The sequence below is a fragment of the Buttiauxella sp. BIGb0552 genome (genome assembly GCF_004366275.1).
Taxonomy (GTDB): domain Bacteria; phylum Pseudomonadota; class Gammaproteobacteria; order Enterobacterales; family Enterobacteriaceae; genus Buttiauxella; species Buttiauxella gaviniae.
The window spans coordinates 187,208-210,643 of record NZ_SODY01000003.1; the positions used below are offsets into that span (position 1 = coordinate 187,208).

Below are 23,436 nucleotides of genomic sequence, written 5' to 3' on the forward strand. Positions count from 1 at the left end.
AACAGCATTAAGTTTCAGTAGTCAATGGCAAGTCATCGCGATTGAACCAGATTTCGAATCATATGTTCCTTTGGAGAAGTAGTAGATGGAAACCACTCAAACCGGCAGTATTGCCTCTGTCGAGAGCAAAAGTTCGTGGCGCAAGTCCGATACCATGTGGATGCTAGGGCTGTACGGTACAGCAATCGGTGCAGGCGTGTTGTTCTTGCCAATTAATGCCGGTGTAGGCGGTCTGATCCCGCTGTTCATTATGGCAATCCTCGCGTTCCCGATGACGTTCTTTGCCCATCGTGGTCTGACTCGTTTCGTGCTGTCAGGTAAAAATCCTGGCGAAGACATTACTGAAGTTGTAGAAGAGCACTTTGGCGTTGGCGCAGGTAAAGTAATCACCCTGCTCTACTTCTTTGCTATCTACCCAATTTTGCTGGTTTATAGCGTTGCTATCACCAACACCGTTGATAGCTTTATTACTCACCAGTTGGGTCTGGTTTCTCCGCCGCGCGCGCTGTTATCTCTGATTCTGATCGTTGGCCTGATGACTATCGTTCGTTTCGGCGAGCAGATGATCGTTAAAGCAATGAGTATTTTGGTCTTCCCATTCGTTGCCGCTCTGATGGTTCTGGCTCTGTATCTGATCCCTAACTGGAGCAGCGCGGCATTCGATACCATGTCATTTAGCGCAAGCCCGGCAACCGGGAGCGGTTTGTGGATGACACTGTGGCTGGCAATTCCGGTAATGGTGTTCTCCTTTAACCACTCACCAATCATCTCTGCCTTCGCTGTAGCGAAACGTAACGAGTATGGTGAAGAAGCAGAGAAAAAATGCTCCCGCATCCTGTCCTACGCACACATCATGATGGTTATTACCGTGATGTTCTTCGTATTCAGCTGCGTACTGAGCCTTTCTCCAGAGAACCTGGCCGAAGCAAAAGCACAGAACATCTCTATTCTGTCTTACCTGGCTAACCACTTTAATGCGCCAGTGATTGCGTGGATGGCACCGATTATCGCTATCGTCGCTATCACCAAATCCTTCCTCGGCCACTATTTAGGTGCTCGTGAAGGCTTCAATGGGATGGTTATCAAGTCCCTGCGCGGCAAAGGCAAGAGCATCGAAATTAGTAAGCTGAACCGCATTACTGCAATCTTCATGCTGGTATCGACATGGATTGTCGCCACCCTGAACCCAAGCATTCTGGGCATGATTGAAACTCTCGGCGGCCCAATCATTGCGATGATTCTGTTCCTGATGCCGATGTATGCGATTCAGAAAGTACCAGCGATGCGCAAATATAGCGGTCATATCAGCAATGTATTTGTGGTGATTATGGGTCTAGTCGCTATTTCTGCTATCTCTTACTCTCTATACTCGCTGTTCATCTAACAGTTCTAAACCGCCAGCTTCCTGCTGGCGGTTTTTTCATTAAGTTATTCAGGCAACGGACGCAACATGATTAGCGTATTCGATATTTTCAAAATCGGTATTGGCCCTTCCAGTTCCCATACCGTCGGCCCGATGAAAGCCGGTAAGCAATTCGCAGACGATTTAATCGCGCAAGGGATTTTGCAGAACGTCACGCGTGTAGTGGTTGATGTATATGGTTCACTTTCCCTCACCGGCAAAGGCCACCATACTGATATCGCCATTATCATGGGACTGGCTGGCAACATGCCAGACACTGTCGATATCGATGCTATCCCTCACTTCATTCAGGACGTGAATACTCACGGTCGTCTGTTACTGGCTAACGGCCAGCGTGAAGTGGAATTCCCGGTCGATAGCTGCATGAACTTCCACGAAGATAATCTTTCACTGCATGAAAACGGTATGCGTATTACTGCGCTTGCGGGCAGCGAGGTTATCTATAGCCAAACTTATTACTCCATCGGCGGCGGTTTTATCGTTGATGAAGCGCATTTTGGCCTCGAAGATAGCCAAAAAGTTACCGTGCCGTATCCCTATAAAAGTGCGGCGGATTTGCAGCGTCATTGCAAAGAGAGTGGGCTTTCCCTGTCTGGCCTGATGATGCTCAACGAACGCGCGCTGCGCACTCAGTCTGAAATCGACACCCACTTTGCAAACATCTGGGATGTGATGCGCAGCGGTATCGAACGTGGTATCACCACCGAAGGCGTGCTGCCGGGCAAAATGCGTGTGCCACGCCGCGCAGCAGCATTGCGCAGAATGTTGGTCAGCAGTGACAAGAACAACTCTGATCCAATGGCTGTTGTGGACTGGATTAACATGTTCGCCCTGGCGGTGAACGAAGAGAATGCTGCCGGTGGGCGTGTTGTTACAGCTCCGACTAACGGCGCATGCGGCATCGTTCCAGCAGTTTTGGCCTATTACGACAAATTCATTCGCGAAGTTAATACCAACTCTTGCGCACGATACTTCCTCGCTGCCGGTGCAATTGGTTCTCTGTATAAGATGAACGCATCAATTTCAGGTGCAGAAGTCGGTTGCCAGGGCGAGGTCGGCGTTGCCTGTTCTATGGCCGCGGCAGGTCTTGCTGAACTGTTGGGTGGTAGCCCAAGTCAGGTGTGTATTGCTGCGGAAATCGGCATGGAGCATAACCTTGGTCTGACATGCGACCCGGTTGCCGGGCAAGTTCAGGTGCCATGCATTGAGCGTAATGCTATTGCGGCGGTGAAAGCGGTGAATGCGGCACGTATGGCATTACGCCGTACCAGCGAACCTCGTGTCTGCCTCGATAAGGTTATCGACACCATGTACGAAACAGGCAAAGACATGAACGCCAAATATCGAGAAACTTCTCGCGGCGGGCTGGCCATGAAAGTGTCCTGCGATTAATACCAAAAAGGCTCTCATCTGAGAGCCTTTTTTAATGGCGGTTTTATATCCAGGCGACCCTCTAAATAATTCGCGTTGCAGAAAGGCGGTGAGTAAGGGAATCCCAATGAGCTTACTCTAGTAAGTGATTTGGGTGACCGAGTGAAACCAACACATCTGCAACGTGAAGTATGACGAGGGTTTAGCGCAAGTCGCCCACTTTCACATGGTCCATATCATCAAACACTTGGTTCTCGCCAACCATACCCCAGATAAAGGTATACGCACGCGTACCCACACCTGAGTGAATTGACCAGCTTGGTGAGATCACAGCTTGCTCGTTCTGCATCACAATGTGACGAGTTTCTTGCGGCTGACCCATCATGTGGAATACGCAGCTATCCTGCTCAAGTCCAAAGTAGAAATAGACTTCCATACGACGTTCGTGAGTATGGCAAGGCATAGTGTTCCACAGGTTGCCGGGTTCCAGTTGGGTCAGACCCATGCTCAGTTGGCAGGTTTCCAGTACATCCGGAACGAAGTACTTGTTGATGGTACGACGGTTACTGGTAACGCTGTCGCCCAGAGTAACCGGAGAAACATCCGCAGGCGTTATGCGCTTAGTTGGGTAAGTAGTATGAGCCGGTGCGCAGTTATAGTAGAAGCGTGCTGGGTTTGCCGGATCAATGCTTGCAAACACCACTTCTTTAGCACCTTTACCAACATACAGACCATCACGAGCGCCAATTTCGTAGCAAGTCCCATCGACAGTAATTGTGCCCTGCCCACCAATGTTAATCACACCCAGCTCACGACGTTCCAGGAAGTAGCTCACACCTAACTGTTTGCCCACTTCACCGCCAACACTCACAGTGCGAGTTACTGGCATGACACCACCAACAATGATGCGGTCAATGTGGCTGTAGGTCATGGTGTACTCATCGGCGGTAAAAATAGTTTCAATCAGAAACTCTTTACGCAGACCGGCAGTATCCAGTGTTTTTGCATGATCACTATGAATGCTTTGACGAATATCCATTACTTTTCCTTACTGGGAATAAGAGGCGGAAACAAAATCACGCCCGTTACTATTAATAATAATTTAGCAATTAAAATAGAGTTATTCACAATAGCTCTACATTTAACTGCACCACATAGACAGTTTATCACCAGAATAAATAAATAATGTGATCCAAATTGAAATATCGTTTCAATTTGATTGAAGTGCAGTTCCAATCGGTGGATAGTTTATCTCACGAAGCGTTACCTGGCAGATTGGCCGTGGTAACTAGCTCTATAACGTTTATGAAACTGCCATTAAGAGCAAATAGCATCTCTGACCCAACATACTAATTAATCAGGGAAAACAAACGGTTTTCGCCGCTAACTGTTAAGTCATTTTTTCATTAACACGCTGTAATTGATGAAAAAATCATAAGGAATTACAAGGAATTACCATGAAGATCAAAGCTACTATTGAACGCATTCCTGGTGGGATGATGTTGGTTCCATTGATACTTGGAGCTATTTTAAATACTTTTGCTCCAGATACTGGCGCCTATTTTGGTTCATTTACTAAAGGGATGATAAGCGGCACCGTTCCAATTCTGGCGGTCTGGTTCTTCTGTATTGGTGCTTCAATTGATCTTCGTGCTACAGGTACGGTTCTTCGCAAGTCTGGCACCCTGGTACTAACCAAAATTGCAGTTGCCTGGGTTGTGGCAATGATTGCAGCATCCTTTATTCCTGAAGGTGGTATTCAGACAGGTATGTTTGCAGGTTTGTCGGTTCTGGCCCTCGTTTCTGCGATGGATATGACAAACGGTGGCCTGTATGCGAGCCTGATGAACCAGTACGGGACTAAAGAAGAGTCAGGTGCATTTGTCCTGATGTCTCTGGAATCTGGCCCACTGATGACCATGGTGATTCTGGGTTCCGCAGGTCTGGCTTCATTTGAACCTCACCACTTTATCGGTGCCGTGCTGCCATTCCTGATTGGTTTTGCGTTGGGTAACCTTGATCACGATTTCCGTACTTTCTTCAGCAAAGCAACGCCAGTACTGATTCCGTTCTTCGGCTTTGCGCTGGGTAACACCATCAACCTGACCGTGATTATGCACACTGGTCTGCTCGGTGTGCTTTTGGGTGTCGCGGTAATCATTATCACCGGTATTCCACTGATTCTGGCTGATAAATACATTGGTGGCGGCAACGGTACAGCGGGTATTGCAGCATCTTCCGCAGCAGGAGCTGCAGTGGCAAACCCGGTTATCATTGCGCAAATCAACCCTGCATTTGAGCCAGTTGCCGCATCAGCAACAGCCCTGGTTGCAGCAAGCGTGATTGTGACCGCCATTCTGGTGCCAATTATTACCGCACTGTACTCAAAACGTATGGGTGGCACGGTCGTTAAAAAGAGCGAAACAGATGATGTGGTTGAGCTTTCACATTAATAGTTAAAATACTTAATACAAAAATGGAGCCTTTCGGCTCCATTTTTACATCTTACAGCGCAGATTTAAGTCGCTGAACGGCCTCATAAAGCTGCTCTTCAGTGGCTGTTGCGTAAGAGAAACGTAGCGTTTTCTTATCAGCATTATCACTAAAGAAGAACTCACCAGGTACATACACGACACCTTTTTCCAGGGTCTGCTGTAACCAACGAGTAGTGTCAAATTCGTAGCGGAAAGCGGCCCACAAGAACATCCCACCCTGCGGCTGATTGAAGGTGATGTGCTCACCGAGTTCCTGTTGTAAAAACGTCGACAAGCTCAGACACTTCTTCTTATACGCTTCACGAATAAGTTCGATTTGCGGATTCAGGCGATCAAGTGTCAGATACGCCGACACCAGAGATTGCGTAAATGAGTTAGCGTGCAAATCCGTGGCTTGTTTAATGATGGCCACTTTTTGCTTCATCCACTCTGGCAAAACAATCCAACCTACGCGCAGCCCTGGTGCCAGAATCTTAGAAAATGTTGATGTATAGACTACGTTATCTTTGCTGCCACGTTCAGTAGCCACTTGCAGCAAGGTTTTTTCACGCGTGTCAGAGAAACTAATAGCCCCGTACGGATCATCTTCAACAATGACAAAATGGTGCTCTTCTGCCAGTTTGACCAGTTTTTCACGGCGGCTGGCACTGAGTGTTGTGCCGCTTGGGTTGCCAAATGTCGGAACGATGTAGACACCTTTAATGCGTGTTGTCTTCAGCAATTCTTCCAGTTCATCGACGATCATACCGTGCTCGTCGCTGCCCACTGATTTCACATTAGCTTCATTGAGGTTGAGGATTTGCAGCGTCGCCAGATAAGTTGGGCGCTCAACAACAAACACATCACCCGGATTCACCAACGCACGCATCAGCAAATCCAATGCTTGCTGCGAACCCGAAGTGATCAGAAGTTGATCAGGCGTAGTGGTAATGCCGCGTTCCTGACACAATCCAACTAGCTGATGACGTAATTCAACATTGCCTTCAGTCAAACCATATTGGAAAGCATCGTTAAAATTCTCAGCGACCACTTTTTGAGTCGCGACACCTAGCCCTTCGGTATCAAACAATTCGCTGGAAGGAATGCCTCCGGCGAGCGAAATCACGCCAGGCATTTTGCTGTGCTTCAATAATTCTCTGATTGCTGACGGTTGTAGAGCCTGAATACGATGTGCGAGGTGTGAACTATTACTCATGTTGTTGTCTCTGGTTTTTCTATTTATTAAAAATATACATAGCAACCTAACTAGTTAGCAATGCATTTTCAGATCAATAAATACGACTTTTATTGCGAGCCGCTTTCCTGATTGCGCTTGCCGAATTCGCGGTCACTCTACAGAAATGTTAGTGTGTACAAAGCAAATGTCGAAAGCGAAATACTCATGATGATTCATTTACTTATCGTTGACGCCCTGAACCTGATACGTCGTATTCATGCGGTCCAGGGATCACCCTGCGTTGAAACTTGTCTGCATGCCCTTGATGCGCTGATAACACACAGTCAGCCTACGCATGCGGTCGCCGTGTTTGACGACGAAGACCGTCGTGAAGGTTGGCGACATCAGGTCTTGCCTGACTATAAAGCGGGGCGCGCACCAATGCCAGATACCTTGCACCAAGAAATGCCACTCTTGCGGGAAGCCTTCGCTAAAAGAGGTGTGGCTTGTTGGCATTCTCAGGGAAATGAAGCAGATGACCTGGCGGCAACTCTTGCAGTAAAAATAGCAGCCGGTGGGCATCGCGCCACCATCGTTTCGACCGATAAAGGTTTTTGCCAACTATTAGCGCCCACGATTCAAATCCGTGATTATTTTCAAAAGCGCTGGTTAGATGCGCCTTTTATTGCACAGGAATATGGCGTTCAGCCTGAACAGCTGGCTGATTTTTGGGGACTTGCAGGGATAAGCAGCAGCAAAATTTCCGGCGTTCCGGGTATTGGACCGAAAAGTGCCACGCAGCTAATCAATCAATTTTCCACACTGGAAGCGCTGTACGAAAGGCTGGATGAAGTGCCAGAAAAATGGCGTAAGAAATTAGAGCAGCATCGGGAAATAGCGTTTATTAGCCGCCAGGTTGCGCAGCTACAAACAGATTTGGTGCTTGACGGGAATTTACAGCAGTTACGCTTGCCGGGTGGGACACCCCCACCATAGCCCCCTCCATCAGGAGAGGGTTGGGATGAGGGGCGAATTTATTATCTTTCGTCGCGACGACCACCGACAGCCGCCCACATACGGCGCACGTGTACGGTTACTTCTTCACGGTCGTGGTACAACTGGCGAGCCTGAATCTCAGCGCTGATACCATGTTCCGCCAGTTTTTCATGAATCAATGCCAGGTTTTGCGACACTTCTTCATAGCGCTTCTTCATTGGCAGCTTGAGGTTGAAAATGGTTTCACGGCACCAGCCATTAATTAACCACGTAGCCATCAGATTTGCCACTTTCGCCGGTTTCTCAACCATGTCACAAACCATCCAGGAGATGTTGTTGCGGCTTGGCTTATATTTGAAACCATCTTCCTGCAACCAGGTCACTTGCCCTGTATCCATAAGGCTTTGCGCCATCGGACCATTATCAACAGAACAAACCCACATGTTGCGTTGCGTTAATTGGTAAGTCCAACCGCCTGGACAGGCTCCAAGGTCAACGGCATGCATCCCGTTTGCCAGACGTTCGTCCCACTCATCAGCCGGAATGAAAGTATGGAAAGCCTCTTCCAGTTTCAAGGTTGAACGGCTTGGCGCCTCCGAAGGCAATTTCAGACGTTGGATGCCCATATAGAAAGGCGAGTTATTGTTGCTATAGGAATAGCCGGTATAACAACAGCCTGGCGCGATAAAGAACACATGCACAACCGGGCGTTTTGGCGTTTCGTAATTGGTGAGAATCCCCGCTTCACGCAGGCTCGCACGCAATGGCACCGTTAACTTACGGCAGAACTTCATCAGTTCTTTGCTTTCATTGGTGTCGGCAACTTCAACGCGCAGATCGCCGCCTTTTTCCACGACACCAGTCAGCATTCCAGTGATTGGTGTAATACGATCGTCGGTTGGAAGATCTTTAAGCAGTTCACCGGCAACAATCATCTGACGAGCAAAGATCAAATCTTTAAATGGCAGCTCACGCGCCAGCTTATCGGCGTCATCTTGCTGATAACATTCGTAAATAACATAACCGCTGTTTTCTTTAACACGAGCAAAACCAAAAATGTCGCGTTGACTGGCTTTATCGGTAATCTCCGCCGCGCACTCTTTCTCAAAGCCTTGTCGGCAATACAAAATAACTTTATTCATGGCTTACGCCCCTACGTTTCAGGCGCATTGCACCAATCAACATCAATATCCAACCGGCCAGAAAACTGATTCCACCGACGGGGGTAACAAACGCCCAAAGGCGTAAATGAGACAGCGCCAGACAATAAAGGCTGCCGCTAAATAGAACTGTACCGAGCGCCATAAATACGCTGCTCCAGTAAAACCAGATGCTGATCCGACGCTGCATAGCAACCGCCAGACCAAAAATCGCTAATGTGTGAAAAGCCTGATATTCAAGGCCGGTTTGAATCCAGCCCATCTCCACAACACCAAGCGTTTTGCTCAAAATGTGAGCCCCGAAGGCCCCGAGAGCAACAAAGATAAAACCGCTAATTGCGGTAAAAATCAGCATGAAACGGCTGGTCATGGTGTAACCCTAAAGTAAGGCGTAGCGGCATGGCTACGCGATGGTTTGCTTATTGATCGTAGCGAAAACGGAATTTTTCTTGTTCGCTCGCTGTTTTCGCCAGAATCCACTGCCTGAAGGCCGCTATTTTACCCAGTTCTGCCTGGCTGTCATGACAAACAAGATAAAACGCGTTTTTACTCACCAGAACATCGTTGAATGGGCAAACTAAGCGGCCCGCTTCAAGCTCTGATTGCGCCATAACATTATTCGCCAGCGCAATGCCTTGCCCGTGAATAGCAGCCTGTAACACCATCGCACTGTGGCTGAAGATAGGGCCTTGCTGCACATTAATATGGCTTACGCCTAATTGACGAGTATAGGTCTGCCAGTCACGACGAGAAGCATCATGCAGCAAAGTATGATGGGCTAAATCTTCAGGAGTTTTGATTGGTTTATCGCCCGTTAACAGCAAAGGCGAGCAGACCGGCAGCAAATATTCTGCATAAAGCTTTTCCACTCGCAAACCCGGCCAGTTTCCACGCCCGTAAAAAATCGCGACGTCGACATCATCAGAAAGTTTATCTTCCTGACGGTCAACAGCCTGAATTCGTACGTCGATTCCCGGATAAGCTGTATTAAAGCTAGTTAGGCGTGGCACAAGCCAGTGAATGGCAAAACTTGGCAGTAAACTGACCGTTAACGCACCTTTAGCACTACGCGCCTGAAGCTTACGCGTTGCTTCTGTCAGTTGCGTAAATATCTCTTTGATGTCCAGATAATAACTCTGCCCCTCTTCTGTCAGCAACAAAGAACGGTTGCGACGGCGGAACAGCTTAAGACCCAGAAAATCCTCCAGAGACTTAATCTGGTGGCTCACGGCGGCCTGTGTCACGAATAATTCATCAGCCGCTTTAGTAAAACTCAGGTGACGAGCAGCGGCGTCAAATACACGTAAGGCATTTAAAGGTGGCAAACGCTTGGACATAGTTGATTGGCTTAAATGTTAAAGTCTATTAACAAACAGGCGAACTTAGTTAACCTATTAGTTTTTTTTATCTGAGCCATTATAAATTGTCCGTTGAGGATGCACCAGCAAATACCTATAGTGGCGTCACTTCCTGAGCCGGAACGAAAAGTTATCTGAAATGCGTGTTTCGGAGGGCTTTTGGCTTACGGTTGTGATGTTGTGTTGTTGTGTTTGCAATTGGTCTGGCATTCCAGACCCCGGTAGCTAAGCTACCCCTTTTTCACTTCCTGTACATTTACCCTGTCTGTCCATAGTGATTAATGTAGCACCGCAAATTGCGGTGCTTTTTTTTGCCTGTAGTTTGAACAACTGCAATTCGAGCAAAAAGATTACTGATCCAGTTCAACCATCTCTTTCACATCAGTACGATTAATCTGCTGCTTGTTGCCGTTGGCATCTTTATACGAAATCATCCCGGTTTCATCATCAGTTTTCGGTTTGCCATCGGACACAATGGTACGGCCATCGTTGGTGTGCATTACGTAATTCGGGCTAGAACATCCTGAAAGACCAAAAGCCATAACACCTACAAATACTGCTGCGGCTGCCTTGTTCATATTCTTCTCCTTAGTAGCGTTTAATGCTGATTAACTGTAAAAAATTTAGTGGGTGAAATACTCACCTAACATTAATTAGCATAACTCTCTTTCACGAGCTTGCCAGTTTATGCAGATTTATGCAGATTATTCCGAAGGTCATTGATCCCTTGTGTGATTAAAGCAAATGCGCCACGATCTACGGATTGGATACGAGGAAAATCATGAAAACTTTTAATCCTGCCCAGTTTCGCAGCCAGTTTCCGGCACTCGCAGATGCGGGTGTTTATCTCGATAGCGCCGCTACCACACTCAAGCCCCTTGCCGTTATTGAAGCGACTGAGCAGTTTTATAGCCTTAGCGCCGGTAATGTTCATCGCAGCCAGTTTGCGGCGGCACAGCGCCTTACAGAACGCTATGAAGCCGCCCGTGACAGCGTCGCGGCTCTACTCAACGCTCCTTCAGGCAAAGATATTGTCTGGACGCGTGGCACAACCGAAGCGATAAACCTGGTAGCACAGTGTTATGCACGCCCTCGCCTGCAACCTGGTGATGAAATTATTGTTAGCGAAGCCGAACACCACGCTAACTTTGTGCCATGGTTAATGGTTGCCGAGCAAACGGGTGCGAAGGTCATTAAGTTGCCGCTTGGCAAAGATTACCTCGCTGATTTAAGCAAACTGCCAGAGTTACTCAATGAGCGGACCAAAATTCTGGCATTAGGGCAGATGTCCAACGTCACAGGCGGCTGCCCGGACCTGGTTAAGGCCATCACGCTGGCTCATGCTGCGGGTGCCGTAGTCATGGTCGATGGCGCACAAGGCGTGGTGCATTGCCCGCCTGACGTACAAGCGCTGGATATCGATTTTTATGCCTTCTCCGCCCACAAACTTTATGGCCCAACCGGCATCGGTGCGCTATACGGTAAAAGCGAGCTGTTAGAAGAAATGTCGCCATGGCTTGGCGGCGGCAAGATGATCACCCATGTCTCGTTTGAAGGGTTTAAAACGCAGCCGGTGCCGTATCGCTTTGAAGCCGGTACGCCAAATGTGGCGGGAGTGATTGGCCTGAGTGCAGCACTCGAGTGGCTTGAAACGGTTGAGTTAACAGAAGCAGAAACTTATAGCCGGGGGCTTGCAACACTGGCGGAAGCGCAGCTGGCTAAGCGCTCTGGTTTTCGCAGTTTCCGCTGCCAGGACTCAAGCCTACTGGCGTTCGATTTCGAGGGCGTTCACCACAATGACATGGTCACATTGATGGCAGAAGCCGGTATTTCACTACGCGCCGGGCAACATTGTGCTCAGCCGTTGCTCGCAGCATTAGGGGTGAGCGGGACACTGCGCGCCTCTTTTGCGCCGTACAATACACAAAGCGATGTAGATGCGTTGGTTAAAGCCATCGACAATGCGCTGGAAATTTTGGTGGATTAAATGACAAGTGGATTCCTGGCCGGTCACCCTTTTGGCACCTCAATCACCGCTGACAGCCTGCGAGCTACATTTGCGCCGTTACAGCAGTGGGAAGATAAATACCGCCAGCTAATCCTGTTAGGGAAACAGCTTCCGGCACTGCCCGCAGACTTAAAAAATGATGAAATCGAAATCGCAGGCTGTGAAAACCGCGTCTGGTTGGGTCATAACCTTCAGGCAAATGGCACGCTGCATTTCTATGGTGATAGCGAAGGGCGAATCGTTCGGGGTTTGCTGGCGGTGTTACTCACTGCCATTGAAGGGAAAACGGCGGCACAATTGCGGAATGAAGATCCGCTTGCTCTGTTTGATGATCTCGGGCTCAAGAACCAGTTAAGCGCTTCACGCAGCAGCGGGCTTGCGTCATTAGCGCAAGCCGTGCGCGTTGCGGCTCACGCCTGATTACGCGCCGCTTTTGCCATCATTTTCTTTAATACATGGGACACCGCCACGAAACCAAAGCTGGCGGTGACCATGGTTGCCGCACCAAAACCGGATGCACAATCCATGCGTTTCGGGCCTTCGGCGGTACTTTTCATCCCACATACCGAGCCATCAGCCTGCGGATAAACCAACGCTTCGGTGGAAAACACGCAATCAATTCCGAGCTTTCCTTTGCTGTTCTTCACCACGCCAAAATCGCTTTTTAATCTTTCACGCAGTTTCGCCGCTAATGGATCCTGAATCGTTTTCGCCAGATCGGTCACCTGGATCTGTGTCGGATCAATTTGGCCGCCCGCTCCACCCGTGGTCACCAACGGGATCTTGTAACGCCGGCAATAAGCTATCAAGGCGGCTTTTGGGCGCACACTATCAATCGCATCAATCACGTAGCTAAAGCCCTGGTTGAGCAGCTGCGCGGTGTTGTCAGCGGTAATAAAATCATCCACTACCATGACACGGCACTCCGGGTTAATTTCGCGGATACGCGCCGCCATCACTTCTGCCTTGGACTGCCCTACCGTAGCCCTCAAAGCGTGGATCTGACGGTTAGTGTTCGTCACACAAACATCGTCCATGTCGATAAGCGTAATTGCACCGATACCGGTACGAGCCAGCGCTTCTGCCGCCCACGACCCCACGCCACCAATGCCAATCACGCAAACATGCGCATCAGCGAACAGTTGCAGAGCATCGCGGCCGTACAAACGAGCAGTACCACCAAAGCGTTGCAGCCAGGCGTCGGTCAAAACTACAGACATTACGTTATCCTCGGAAAATCTTTGCGGGTGTTATTGCAGATATAGATGACGGGCTGATTATACAGCCCGTCTGCGGGAAGATTAACCCGTGAATACACTGTTAGTGGTGCCCGGGGCATTTTTCAGCACCCAAACGCGACCGTAATGGTTGTACCAACCCGCACGGTGACCGGCATCAGCCCCAATCCCCTGGTAGATATCAAAGTGCTGCCCTTTAATCGCACCGCCAACATCCAGCGCAACCATGACGCGCAATTCATATTGCCCGCTGAATTTGCCGTTGTTATCCAGTAACGGGACTTCTGCCAGAATAGTGGTGCCCGCAGGAATAATAGAACGGTCAGATGCAACAGAGGCACGGCCAATCAACGGCACAGCACTCGCCCCTTTCACTGGCGCGAAGCTTGCTGGTTTAAAGAAGACGAAAGAGGGGTTCTGCTCAAGCAGCTCCTGCACTTGCGCCGGGCTGTGGGTTTCTCCCCAGTGGCGAATCGCCTGCATCGACATATCTTCTTTCTTTACTTCACCGCGGTCGATGAGCACCTTGCCGATACTGCGGTAGGCGTGGCCGTTCTTACCCGAGTAACCAAAGAAGGTTAATGGCTGGCCGTCGCCGAAATCGATATAGCCGCTGCCCTGCACATCCATAATGAAGTTATCCATTAAGGAGTTGCTGTAAGCAATGATATAGCTATCGCTCAAAGCACCACTGTAGATCTCAGCACGAGACGGTAAGCGCCCACGCTTTGGCGGCATACGGTAGATAGGATACTGGAACTCGCCCTGGCGGGTGTAACGCGCCTGTACCACAGGTGTGTAGTAGCCGGTGAATTGCACGTTACCGTAGTTGTCTGCACCTTCCATCTGCCAGGCATCAATACCGTACTGGCTCAGCTTGCTGGTGTCGCCACCGGCACGTAGCCACTGCTGCACGGCACCGTAAACATCGCTCTTGCTATTGTAGAGGCGCGGAGACGCAGAACGAATCTGGTTAACTTGTTCAGCAAAGTCGCCACCGTTAATCGGTGCACCCACAGCATCGGGGCGGTTGACGAGTGAAAAAGGCTGAGAAAACTTCCCGTCCTTATATTGCTGGCCTTTATCTGTCGGTTTTGAGGAACAGCCCGCCAGAATGGCAACCATTACCCCAGTTACAATGTACTTCGTCCAACGTCCTATCATTACTTCCTCGCCCTGATTATATTTCGCGCCTGGCCCGGGATACTTCAAGTATGCAGCCACGGGAAGATAGCAAACACCAGGCAAGAATTAAACGTGTTGGACCCCACACAGACCAGATGTGTTCACTATCTGTACTTAAAGTAAATTATTATCAGCTACATGTGACAAATCGGGCATTTATTAAAAAAAAGGTTGCATCAAAAGCCGGGCAGAGTATAGTGCGCTTCCACGGACGCGGGGTGGAGCAGCCTGGTAGCTCGTCGGGCTCATAACCCGAAGGTCGTCAGTTCAAATCTGGCCCCCGCAACCAATTAAAAAGTCGCTGAGTTTAGCGCGGTGGTGAAAACCATTTGCAGTAAGTAGTTATACGGACGCGGGGTGGAGCAGCCTGGTAGCTCGTCGGGCTCATAACCCGAAGGTCGTCAGTTCAAATCTGGCCCCCGCAACCAACTACAAAGTCGCTGAGTTTAGCGCAGTGGTGAAAACCATTAGCAGTAAATAGTTATACGGACGCGGGGTGGAGCAGCCTGGTAGCTCGTCGGGCTCATAACCCGAAGGTCGTCAGTTCAAATCTGGCCCCCGCAACCAACTAAGTCGCTGAGTTTCGCGCAATGATGAAAGTCATTTGGGTACTAAAGAAGTTTACGGACGCGGGGTGGAGCAGCCTGGTAGCTCGTCGGGCTCATAACCCGAAGGTCGTCAGTTCAAATCTGGCCCCCGCAACCAATATTAAAAGCACTCTCAGGAGTGCTTTTTTTGTATCTGCAATTCGCTCACACAGTTCTACTATCCTCTAAATAATTCGAGCGCAGCCAACTCAGCCGCGGCTCGAAGTATGACGGGGATTAACCGAGCCGCGCTAATCGCGCACTATCCGCAAAATAAGCCTTTATACCTGCCAGAATAGACTCGGCCACTTCCTGCTGGAATGTCGCGGTTCGCAGCTTGCGCTCTTCCTCAACATTACTCAAAAAGGCAGTTTCTACCAGAATGGATGGAATATCCGGAGCTTTCAGAACCGCAAACCCCGCCTGATCGACGCTGTTTTTATGCAGTTTGTTCACCTTCCCTAACCGGGCCAGCACTTCTTTGCCGAACTTAAGGCTATCGTTGATGGTCAATGACTGCACCATATCAAACATCGTATGGTCGAGGTAACGATCGCCACTCTTACTGACGCCACCGATTAAGTCGGCGGCGTTTTGCGTTTGGGCGAGGAATTTAGCGGCGGTACTGGTCGCGCCTTTGGTTGAGAGCGCAAAAACGGAGGATCCGCGAGCAGCCCCCGTGGTAAACGCATCAGCATGAATAGAAACAAACAGATCGGCACGCTGCTTCTGTGCCTTCGCTACCCTGACTTTTAATGGGATAAACACATCCTCATTGCGGGTCATGTAGGCTTTCATATTCGCTTCTTTATCAATCAGCGCTTTCAGGCGGCGAGCAATCTGCAGAACGATATCTTTTTCGCGCGTTTTGTTCGGCCCAATCGCACCGGGATCTTCCCCACCGTGGCCGGGATCAAGCATGATAACAATTGGCCGGTCACGCCCGGCTTTACCCGGTTGCGGCCCTTGTTCTGGCGACGGCGGCTTGTCTTTATCCAGCTTGCCGTTGTTGTAATCTTCCAGCAATGCCAACAGCGGATCTTGCTCGCTATTCATATTCGCCGGATACAAATCCATCACCAGACGCTCTTTAAATTCAGCTACCGGGGCCAGTCCAAACAGATGTGGTGTGACGTTCTGTTTGAGTTCAAAAACCATGCGCACGGTTTGCGGGTCAAACTGCCCGACACGCGCAGATTTGATGAAGGGATCGTCAGCACGAATCTGGCCACCAATGCCTTTCAATACTGAATTTAAATTCACACCTTCGATGTCGACAACGACGCGATCCGGGTTGCTCAATGCGAACTGCTTATATTTAAGCTCTTTGTTCGATTCCAGCGTGACACGAGTGTAAGAAGAAGCGGGCCAGACACGCACCGCAACGACCAGGCTTGAAGCTGCAAGACCGACCTGGCTGACACTCAAAAGCCACATAGCACCTGCTCCCTGGAGCAACCGGCGCCGAGTTATTAATGGACTGGAATCTGACATAGCTCTCCTGAGCGGTGTATTTCCGGGAATCGAATAATCAATTTTATTTTTTGAGCCGAAAACTTTAACCAAACAGGCCCGGGCTGTCACTCATTAAAGGGTAAACATTCGCAATCAAGCACCTGGCAGGCTGAATTCAGAAATATTCGCTTTGTGGAAATTGCCGCTTGCACCGGAGGCAATAAAAGAATAAAAATACAGAAATTACGAATAATCATGCAATGAGGTCTGGCCGTGGTGAAGGAACGTAGAACCGAACTGGTACAGGGATTCCGCCATTCTGTTCCCTATATAAATGCCCATCGGGGAAAAACGTTTGTCATTATGCTTGGCGGCGAAGCCATCGAACACGAGAACTTTTCCAGTATCGTTAATGATATTGGGCTGCTGCACAGCTTGGGGATTCGTCTGGTGGTGGTGTACGGCGCACGCCCACAGATTGATGCCAATCTGGCTTCGCATAATCATGAGCCTATCTATCATAAACATACGCGTGTTACGGATGCAAAAACGCTGGAGCTGGTAAAGCAAGCGGCCGGTTTATTGCAGCTGGATATTACCGCGCGTTTGTCCATGAGCCTTGGCAACACGCCTTTGCAGGGCGCACATATCAACGTGGTCAGCGGTAACTTTATTATCGCGCAGCCATTGGGCGTGGATGATGGCGTGGATTACTGCCACAGCGGACGCGTGCGTCGTATCGACGAAGAAGCTATTCACCGCCAGCTTGATAACGGTGCAATCGTGCTGATGGGCCCGGTTGCGGTATCGGTCACGGGTGAAAGTTTCAACCTCACTTCAGAAGAGATTGCCACCCAACTGGCAGTCAAACTGAAAGCCGAAAAAATGATTGGCTTCTGCTCTTCTCAGGGTGTTATCGACGACAACGGCAATATTGTCTCCGAACTGTTCCCTAACGATGCGCAAAAACGTATTGAAGAACTCGAAGAAGCCGGTGATTACCACTCCGGCACCGTGCGTTTCTTACGGGGTGCTTTGAAAGCCTGTCGTAGCGGTGTGCGTCGCAGCCATTTAATTAGTTACCAGGAAGATGGCGCACTGTTGCAGGAGCTTTTCTCCCGCGACGGGATCGGTACACAAATTGTTATGGAGAGTGCGGAGCAAATTCGTCGCGCTACCATTAACGATATCGGCGGTATTCTGGAGTTGATTCGCCCTCTTGAACAACAAGGGATTCTGGTACGCCGCTCGCGTGAGCAACTGGAAATGGAGATTGACAAGTTCACCATTATTCAGCGCGACAATCTGACTATCGCCTGTGCAGCACTCTATCCATTCCTTGAAGAAGGGATTGGCGAAATGGCCTGCGTAGCAGTTCACCCTGACTATCGCAGTTCATCGCGCGGTGAAGTGCTGCTGCAACGTATTGCCACGCAAGCCCGCCAAATGGGACTGAGCAAGCTGTTCGTGCTGACCACCCGTAGCATTCACTGGTTCCAGGAACGCGGATTTATGCCGGTCGATGTTGAGCTGCTGCCTGAAAGTAAAAAAGAGATGTACAACTATCAACGCCGTTCGAAAGTGCTGATGGCGGATTTAGCGTAACCAATAAGCTAGCCCTATTCAGGGCTAGCTAAAACTCTCCATCAATCCGCTGCGTCTTTCTGTCTTCGTCACAATTGCCTTTTCCAGAACCCGGTCATCTGCATACAAAGATAGCCTGCTTCGAGCACGAGTGATCGCGGTATAGACCAGTTCACGCGTAACCACAGCGGTATACTGATTTGGCAGAACAAGGGCGGCGTGATCAAATTCCGAACCCTGGGATTTGTGCACCGTCATAGCATAGGCGGTGTCATGCCCTGGTAAACGGCTCGGCTGCACTGATTTTATTGTGCCATCCGGCATCGGGAACCAGACGCGTAGCCCCTCGCCTCTGTCTAACGCGATACCGATATCACCGTTGAATAGGCCTAACGAGCTGTCGTTACGCGAAATCATAATTGGCCTGCCGTTGTACCATCTTGAAGCGGCCTGATTTGGCCGCTCAATGAGCCTTTTTTGAATCAGCGCGAGTTCGATTCTATTGTTCAGGCCACTGACGCCAAACGGGCCATCACGTAATGCACACAACAACTGATAACGCCCGAAAGCTTCAATAATAGCTGCAGGTTCTGCGTGATTGCGTATTAACTCCAGATACGGCCGATACCCATCCACTGCATCAGCAATCATCAACGCGTAGTCTTCAGTTTCGCGCAATGGCTGCTTTGTGATATCGCCAAAACCTTTAGCAAACACAGCTTTAGCCTGTTTCACATCACTTGCATTAACAGCATAGGCCAACTGCCCAATCCCTGATTTGCTATCAAAACGGTAGCTTTTTTGCAGCAGACAAAGCCCGTCGCGCAGCACACTGGCTTCTGTTCCTTCACCTGTTACCAGTGAGTAACCCGTCAGTCGACTTAATTCGGCCGCACGAACAGGAGAATATCCGTGTGTTACATAATGGCAAATATCCCCGAGCACCGCCCCCGCTTCCACCGATGCCAGTTGATCGCGGTCGCCTAAGAAAATGATCCGCGCGTGTGCTGGCAACGCATGAATCAGCTTTGCCATCATTGGCAAATCCACCATTGAGGCTTCATCTACCACCAGCACATCAAGATGCAATGGGTTCCCTGCGTGATATCGCAGACGTTGGCTGTTAGGTTGTGCGCCCAATAAGCGGTGCAAGGTACAAGCATCGCTAGGCAACGAGGCTTTTTGCGCATCATCCAACGGCAAACGCCGTAGAGCGGAACCTAAGGATTCGGTTAAACGTGCAGCAGCTTTACCTGTTGGAGCCGCCAGTTGGATACGCAAAGGTTTTGCGTCCGATAGCTGAACCAGTGCTGCGAGCAATTTGGCCACCGTAGTGGTTTTCCCGGTTCCTGGCCCGCCAGAAATCACTGAAATGCGTCGTGTCAGTGCCACGGCCGCAGCAACCTTTTGCCAGTCGATATCGGCTGTTGGCTCAAAGAGTTGATTTAATACACGGATAATCTGCGTTTCATCAAGTGGGATTACGCAGTTCTCTTCACCAAAAAACCGCGCGACAGACTGTTCGTTTTGCCACATCCGGTTGAGGTACAAGCGCTCGCCAATTAATTTCAGCGGTGTTGCCCCTTCATACTCACTTACCGCATCAGATGCCAATAGCAGTTCGTGCCAGTTGGCGTTGATACCAATCACAGCGAAAAGTTGCTCCGCAAAATCAGGTTGCCGCCCGGCAAAACAGAACTCCGGCTTTAAACGCGAAAGTGGGATACACACATGCCCTTCACCCGCATCGTGGCTGACAAGTGCCGCTGCCAGCATGACTGCGGGCTGCTCGTCACTGGAAATCATCATGGCGAATTGTGCATCCAATGCGCGCAACAATTTTTGCTCGACTGCCTGCTGTAGCAACTCAGACATTTTCATGGCGTAACCTCGTCCGTTTGCCCGGCAAAAAGTGCATCCATTTTCGTAATCAATTGAACATCTGGCTGCGTCGAGAAAATCCCCTGTGAAGAACCGTTGCTTTCGACTCCGCGCAAGAAAAGATAGATAACGCCGCCAAAATGTCTTTGGTAATCGTAGTCAGGCATACGGTGGCGCAAATAGCGGTGCAGAGCCAACGTATATAACTGATATTGCAGGTCGTAACGATGGGATTGCATCGCACCCGCCATCGCTTCCTGGGTATAAGCACTGCTGTCTTCACCCAGCCAGTTGGATTTATAATCCAGCAGGTAGTAACGCCCTTGCCAGCGGAAAACCAGGTCAATAAACCCTTTCAACATGCCACGCACTTGTTTGAAATTCAGCGCAGGGCAGCCCGCAGAGAGCGGATCGTATTCCCGCACCAGCTTATCCAGATGCGCAGCCTGCAAATCACTTTCAATTGGCAGATAAAATTCCAGCTCGACCTGTTTTTCCTGTGGCGTTAACTGGTTAAGCGACACGCCCGAATCATTGAGCGGAACCTGCAAAATGGCCTTTAACCACTGCGTTAACACGGGTAGCCACTCTTCAGCAAAACCTTGCTCTGTGAGTTGCTTTGCAACCCATATATCGTCAATCGGCTGAGTAAAATCAATGCCTTCGAATAAGCTATGCAAAAATGTGCCCGGCCCCGCACCGCGTGGGAAGCTATGCGGAGTTAGTGATGGCTCACTTTGCACTGGCGCTACACCTGCAGCGTCCACATCTAATCGAGGTAATAGATCCAGTACCTGGCTGCTGCCATGCTGCTGCAATCCGGAATAACTGGTCACGCGCCAATTATCAGCAACCTGCCTTTTCATCACTCTGGCACTCAGTTCCGGGATTGCGGTACTGACAGGCTGCCACGGGCTATAGTCTTCCGAGTGAGGTTCTTCGACGCTAATCGACTCACTGACCAGTTCCTGCAAACATGCCTGTAAACCGGCAGCATCTTTCGCCTCACCTTTTTGCAGCAGATACCCCAACGCGCCCAGATGCAGATCGCTGCCCCCTTTTTTGGCTCGGTTCCCTTTAAATAACGGGGCGACACCCAGGCTGCAATGCCAGATTGAACGAGTCAGAGCCACGTACAGCAAACGTAAATCCTCTGCCAGGCGCTCTTCTTCCGCAAGGCTCAGGCTTTCTTCATCGTCGCTTAAATCCAGCAACGGCGAGAATGTTGAACGGTCATGGTACAGACCACTGTTTTGCGCCCGATAGTTGGCGATGAATGGCAACCAGACCAATGGGTACTCAAGCCCTTTTGATTTATGGATAGTGACAACCTGAACCAAATGCTTGTCGCTTTCGAGACGTAATTGTTGGCTGTAGGCGTTGCTATCAGGTTCAGCGACCTGCTGTGCCAACCATCGAACCAGAGCATGTTCACTGTCAGTTTGCGCTGCTTCTTCTTGTAGCAATTCGCTGATGTGTAAAATGTCGGTAAGACGCCTTTCACCTCCCGGCGTTGCCAACAAGTTTTCAGCAACCTGCCGACGAGCAATCAGCGCCCGCAGCATCGGCATGACGCCCCGGCGCAGCCAGGTTTGGCGATATTCAGAAAACTCTTCAACCAACTGATCCCAGGCATTTTCATCGTTATTCAGCGCCTCAATCATTTGCGCATCAAGGCCAAGCATACTGGTCGCAACCGCACTTCTCAGTGCTGTTTCAATTTCAGGGGCAAGTACAGCCTGCAGGATCCACAAAATCTCTCGCGCTTCAGGCGTTGCAAAAACCGAGTCACGATTTGAAAGGTAAACAGAGGGAATATTGAGCGCGCTCAAAGCCTCCCGAACAATTGAAGCTTCACCGCGACTACGAACCAAAATAGTGATGTCTGATGACTGTACCGGGCGAGATACCTCACCTTTCCACAATAGAGCCTCACCGCGCTGCCCGGCAGTCAGCCAGTCTCGAATCTGCTGCGCACACTGCATGGCCATGATTTGTTGGTAATCACTCACACCGCAACCGTCACCCGACTGTGCCCAGAGCGACATAGCCGCCTGGTTCTTCCCTTTGAAAGTAAAACGCAGTCCACTGTTTTTCTCGGCCGCTTTGACCGCTAAAAATGGGATTTGCTGGAATAAGAAAGGGTTACTCAGTTGCTGAAACAGAGTATTCACGCTGTTTATCATTGCAGGGGATGAACGCCAGTTAGTGTCCAGCGTGTAGTGGGCACTTACCTCATGACGAGCTTTCATGTAGGTAAAAATATCCGCCCCGCGGAACGCATAAATCGCCTGTTTCGGGTCACCAATAAGCAATAACGCAGTACCCGGCTGGTTGATGTACAGCCGCCTGAAGATGCGATATTGCTGAGGATCGGTATCCTGAAATTCATCAATCATTGCCGCCGGGAAACGCCCACGAATGGCGGCTGCCAGGGCGTCGCCACCCGGCTTATGCAGAGCTTCATCCAGCCGGGTCAACATATCGTCGAAACCCAGCTCACCGCGACGGCGTTTTTCTTGCTGCACGGTATAGCGGATTTCAGCCATAGCACGCGCGATAACTAAATCACGCAGTGTTAGCGGCTCCCCCAATAAATCGTTAATCGCTCTGAAAACAGGATGCTGCGGCGGTTGGCCTTCTTTGGTTTTCTCGTCGAGCATCGACTGAGAGAAACGCTCCAGTTGGTCAGGCAATTTATAAGTTGTGGTTTCTGTCTGAGCCCATGTGCCAACAATATTCAGCCAATTAGGTAGGTTTTTACTGCTGTAACTACGGCGGTCTATCTTCGCCACACTTAGGAGTTGCGCAATTTCATCCGCGCAAGCACACCATTGCGCTTTCACATCTTCAATGGCGTTAATTATTTTCTGATGCCGTGCAAGTAGCGTTTCATCATCAGCTGGCGGCTGTTTAAGTACCGGTTGTTCACCTTGCAACCAGCTGTTTATGTCTCTGAGAAGTTCTTCCGGGCCAGCCCACTCCTCTGCCATAACCTGCGCGACCGGTTTAGGAAGTGGGTAACAATGGCGACGCCAAAAATCAGCACAGGCATTACGACGCAGCCGTGATTCATCTTCAATGAGTTGTTGCTCAAACAGCATGCCTGATTCGAAGGCATTAAGGCTGAGCATTCGCTGGCAAAAACCATGGATAGTGAAAATGGCCGCTTCATCCATTTGCTGTTCTGCAAGGCGCAAAACTTGGGCAGCCTGGTGAAGGTCAGGGATTTCTGTGAGCAGTTTTTGGAACAAGGGATTGTCAGTGCGCTTACATACGCAGGCGATACGCAGTTCATGAATATTGGCGCGAATACGGCCGCGGAGCTCTTCAGTCGCCGCCTGAGTAAAGGTTACGACCAATAATTCTTCAACTGAGAGTGGCCGGGGATGGGCATTTTCCCCACCCAGGCCAAGCAGCAAACGCAGATAGAGTGCCGCAATGGTAAATGTCTTTCCGGTACCGGCAGAGGCTTCAATCAACCGCTCTCCCGTCAGAGGTAAACTTAGGGGGTCAAGCGGCTGAGTGATTCCGGTCAT

18 protein-coding genes and 4 tRNA genes are annotated in these 23,436 nt (G+C 49.9%); 11 read left to right on the forward strand and 11 right to left on the reverse strand.

The window, feature by feature from the left end:
- The first annotated feature begins 85 nt into the window (after positions 1-85).
- Both EDF88_RS09915 and EDF88_RS09920 read left to right on the forward strand, forming a co-directional pair.
- Complete coding sequence (locus EDF88_RS09915) at positions 86-1,384, forward strand: HAAAP family serine/threonine permease (protein WP_134184453.1); 1,299 nt, start codon at positions 86-88, stop codon at positions 1,382-1,384.
- 66 nt (positions 1,385-1,450) lie between these two features.
- Positions 1,451-2,815, forward strand: a complete 1,365-nt coding sequence (locus EDF88_RS09920) for an L-serine ammonia-lyase (RefSeq protein ID WP_134184455.1) — start codon at positions 1,451-1,453, stop codon at positions 2,813-2,815.
- A 181-nt stretch (positions 2,816-2,996) separates the two neighbouring features.
- Here the strand turns inward: EDF88_RS09920 and kduI are convergent, their stop codons facing one another.
- Entirely contained in the window at positions 2,997-3,833 is an 837-nt protein-coding gene (kduI, locus tag EDF88_RS09925) for a 5-dehydro-4-deoxy-D-glucuronate isomerase (RefSeq protein ID WP_134184458.1), read from the reverse strand.
- A 418-nt stretch (positions 3,834-4,251) separates the two neighbouring features.
- On the opposite strand from kduI, the gene kdgT reads away from it, so the two are divergent.
- Positions 4,252-5,247 (forward strand): 2-keto-3-deoxygluconate transporter, encoded by a 996-nt coding sequence (gene kdgT, locus EDF88_RS09930; protein ID WP_134184460.1) that lies wholly within the window; start codon positions 4,252-4,254, stop codon positions 5,245-5,247.
- A gap of 52 nt (positions 5,248-5,299) precedes the next feature.
- On the opposite strand, the gene EDF88_RS09935 is transcribed toward kdgT, so the two are convergent.
- Positions 5,300-6,484 (reverse strand): PLP-dependent aminotransferase family protein, encoded by a 1,185-nt coding sequence (locus EDF88_RS09935; protein WP_134184462.1) that lies wholly within the window; start codon positions 6,482-6,484, stop codon positions 5,300-5,302.
- 186 nt (positions 6,485-6,670) lie between these two features.
- On the opposite strand from EDF88_RS09935, the gene xni reads away from it, so the two are divergent.
- The gene (xni, locus tag EDF88_RS09940; protein WP_134184464.1) at positions 6,671-7,441 is read left to right on the forward strand and encodes a flap endonuclease Xni; all 771 of its coding nucleotides are present in this window, start codon (positions 6,671-6,673) and stop codon (positions 7,439-7,441) included.
- A gap of 41 nt (positions 7,442-7,482) precedes the next feature.
- Here xni and rlmM read toward each other — a convergent pair whose 3' ends face one another.
- From rlmM to EDF88_RS09960, 4 genes are all read right to left on the reverse strand, one after another.
- Positions 7,483-8,583, reverse strand: coding sequence for a 23S rRNA (cytidine(2498)-2'-O)-methyltransferase RlmM (rlmM, locus tag EDF88_RS09945; protein ID WP_064513393.1), 1,101 nt, complete (start codon positions 8,581-8,583; stop codon positions 7,483-7,485).
- The gene (locus EDF88_RS09950) at positions 8,576-8,971 is read right to left on the reverse strand and encodes a DUF423 domain-containing protein (RefSeq protein ID WP_064513395.1); all 396 of its coding nucleotides are present in this window, start codon (positions 8,969-8,971) and stop codon (positions 8,576-8,578) included. The genes rlmM and EDF88_RS09950 overlap by 8 nt, the downstream gene beginning before the upstream one ends.
- 49 nt (positions 8,972-9,020) lie before the next feature.
- Positions 9,021-9,938 carry a glycine cleavage system transcriptional regulator GcvA gene (gene gcvA / locus EDF88_RS09955; RefSeq protein WP_064513397.1) on the reverse strand — a complete coding sequence of 306 codons (918 nt, stop codon included), beginning with the start codon at positions 9,936-9,938 and terminating at the stop codon, positions 9,021-9,023.
- A gap of 371 nt (positions 9,939-10,309) precedes the next feature.
- Complete coding sequence (locus tag EDF88_RS09960) at positions 10,310-10,537, reverse strand: YgdI/YgdR family lipoprotein (protein ID WP_034457528.1); 228 nt, start codon at positions 10,535-10,537, stop codon at positions 10,310-10,312.
- A 203-nt stretch (positions 10,538-10,740) separates the two neighbouring features.
- Here EDF88_RS09960 and csdA point away from each other — a divergent pair, with 203 nt between their 5' ends.
- Positions 10,741-11,946 carry a cysteine desulfurase CsdA gene (gene csdA, locus EDF88_RS09965; protein WP_134184466.1) on the forward strand — a complete coding sequence of 402 codons (1,206 nt, stop codon included), beginning with the start codon at positions 10,741-10,743 and terminating at the stop codon, positions 11,944-11,946.
- Positions 11,947-12,387: a cysteine desulfurase sulfur acceptor subunit CsdE gene (gene csdE / locus EDF88_RS09970; RefSeq protein ID WP_134184468.1), complete on the forward strand. Its 441-nt coding sequence runs from the start codon at positions 11,947-11,949 to the stop codon at positions 12,385-12,387. It begins immediately after the preceding gene.
- On the opposite strand, the gene tcdA is transcribed toward csdE, so the two are convergent.
- The gene (gene tcdA, locus EDF88_RS09975) at positions 12,378-13,187 is read right to left on the reverse strand and encodes a tRNA cyclic N6-threonylcarbamoyladenosine(37) synthase TcdA (protein WP_134184470.1); all 810 of its coding nucleotides are present in this window, start codon (positions 13,185-13,187) and stop codon (positions 12,378-12,380) included. The two genes, csdE and tcdA, sit on opposite strands and share 10 nt — an antisense overlap.
- 81 nt (positions 13,188-13,268) lie before the next feature.
- A complete protein-coding gene (gene mltA / locus EDF88_RS09980; RefSeq protein ID WP_064513405.1) occupies positions 13,269-14,369 on the reverse strand; it encodes a murein transglycosylase A in 1,101 nt (366 codons plus the stop codon).
- Between the two features lie 233 nt (positions 14,370-14,602).
- On the opposite strand from mltA, the gene EDF88_RS09985 reads away from it, so the two are divergent.
- The 4 genes from EDF88_RS09985 to EDF88_RS10000 all read left to right on the forward strand — a co-directional run bounded on the left by EDF88_RS09985 (position 14,603) and on the right by EDF88_RS10000 (position 15,095).
- Positions 14,603-14,679 (forward strand) — tRNA-Met (locus EDF88_RS09985).
- Between the two features lie 62 nt (positions 14,680-14,741).
- A tRNA-Met gene (locus EDF88_RS09990) sits at positions 14,742-14,818 on the forward strand.
- Positions 14,819-14,880: 62 nt separating this feature from the next.
- Positions 14,881-14,957, forward strand: a tRNA-Met gene (locus EDF88_RS09995).
- Between the two features lie 61 nt (positions 14,958-15,018).
- Positions 15,019-15,095: transfer RNA gene (locus EDF88_RS10000), tRNA-Met, on the forward strand.
- 119 nt (positions 15,096-15,214) lie between these two features.
- Here EDF88_RS10000 and amiC read toward each other — a convergent pair.
- Positions 15,215-16,471, reverse strand: coding sequence for an N-acetylmuramoyl-L-alanine amidase AmiC (amiC, locus tag EDF88_RS10005; protein WP_064560626.1), 1,257 nt, complete (start codon positions 16,469-16,471; stop codon positions 15,215-15,217).
- A gap of 234 nt (positions 16,472-16,705) precedes the next feature.
- On the opposite strand from amiC, the gene argA reads away from it, so the two are divergent.
- Positions 16,706-18,037, forward strand: coding sequence for an amino-acid N-acetyltransferase (gene argA / locus EDF88_RS10010; protein WP_064513409.1), 1,332 nt, complete (start codon positions 16,706-16,708; stop codon positions 18,035-18,037).
- A gap of 24 nt (positions 18,038-18,061) precedes the next feature.
- Here the strand turns inward: argA and recD are convergent, their stop codons facing one another.
- Both recD and recB read right to left on the reverse strand, forming a co-directional pair.
- Positions 18,062-19,897: an exodeoxyribonuclease V subunit alpha gene (gene recD / locus EDF88_RS10015; protein WP_134184472.1), complete on the reverse strand. Its 1,836-nt coding sequence runs from the start codon at positions 19,895-19,897 to the stop codon at positions 18,062-18,064.
- Entirely contained in the window at positions 19,894-23,436 is a 3,543-nt protein-coding gene (gene recB / locus EDF88_RS10020) for an exodeoxyribonuclease V subunit beta (protein ID WP_134184474.1), read from the reverse strand. Before recB ends, recD begins: the two co-directional genes overlap by 4 nt.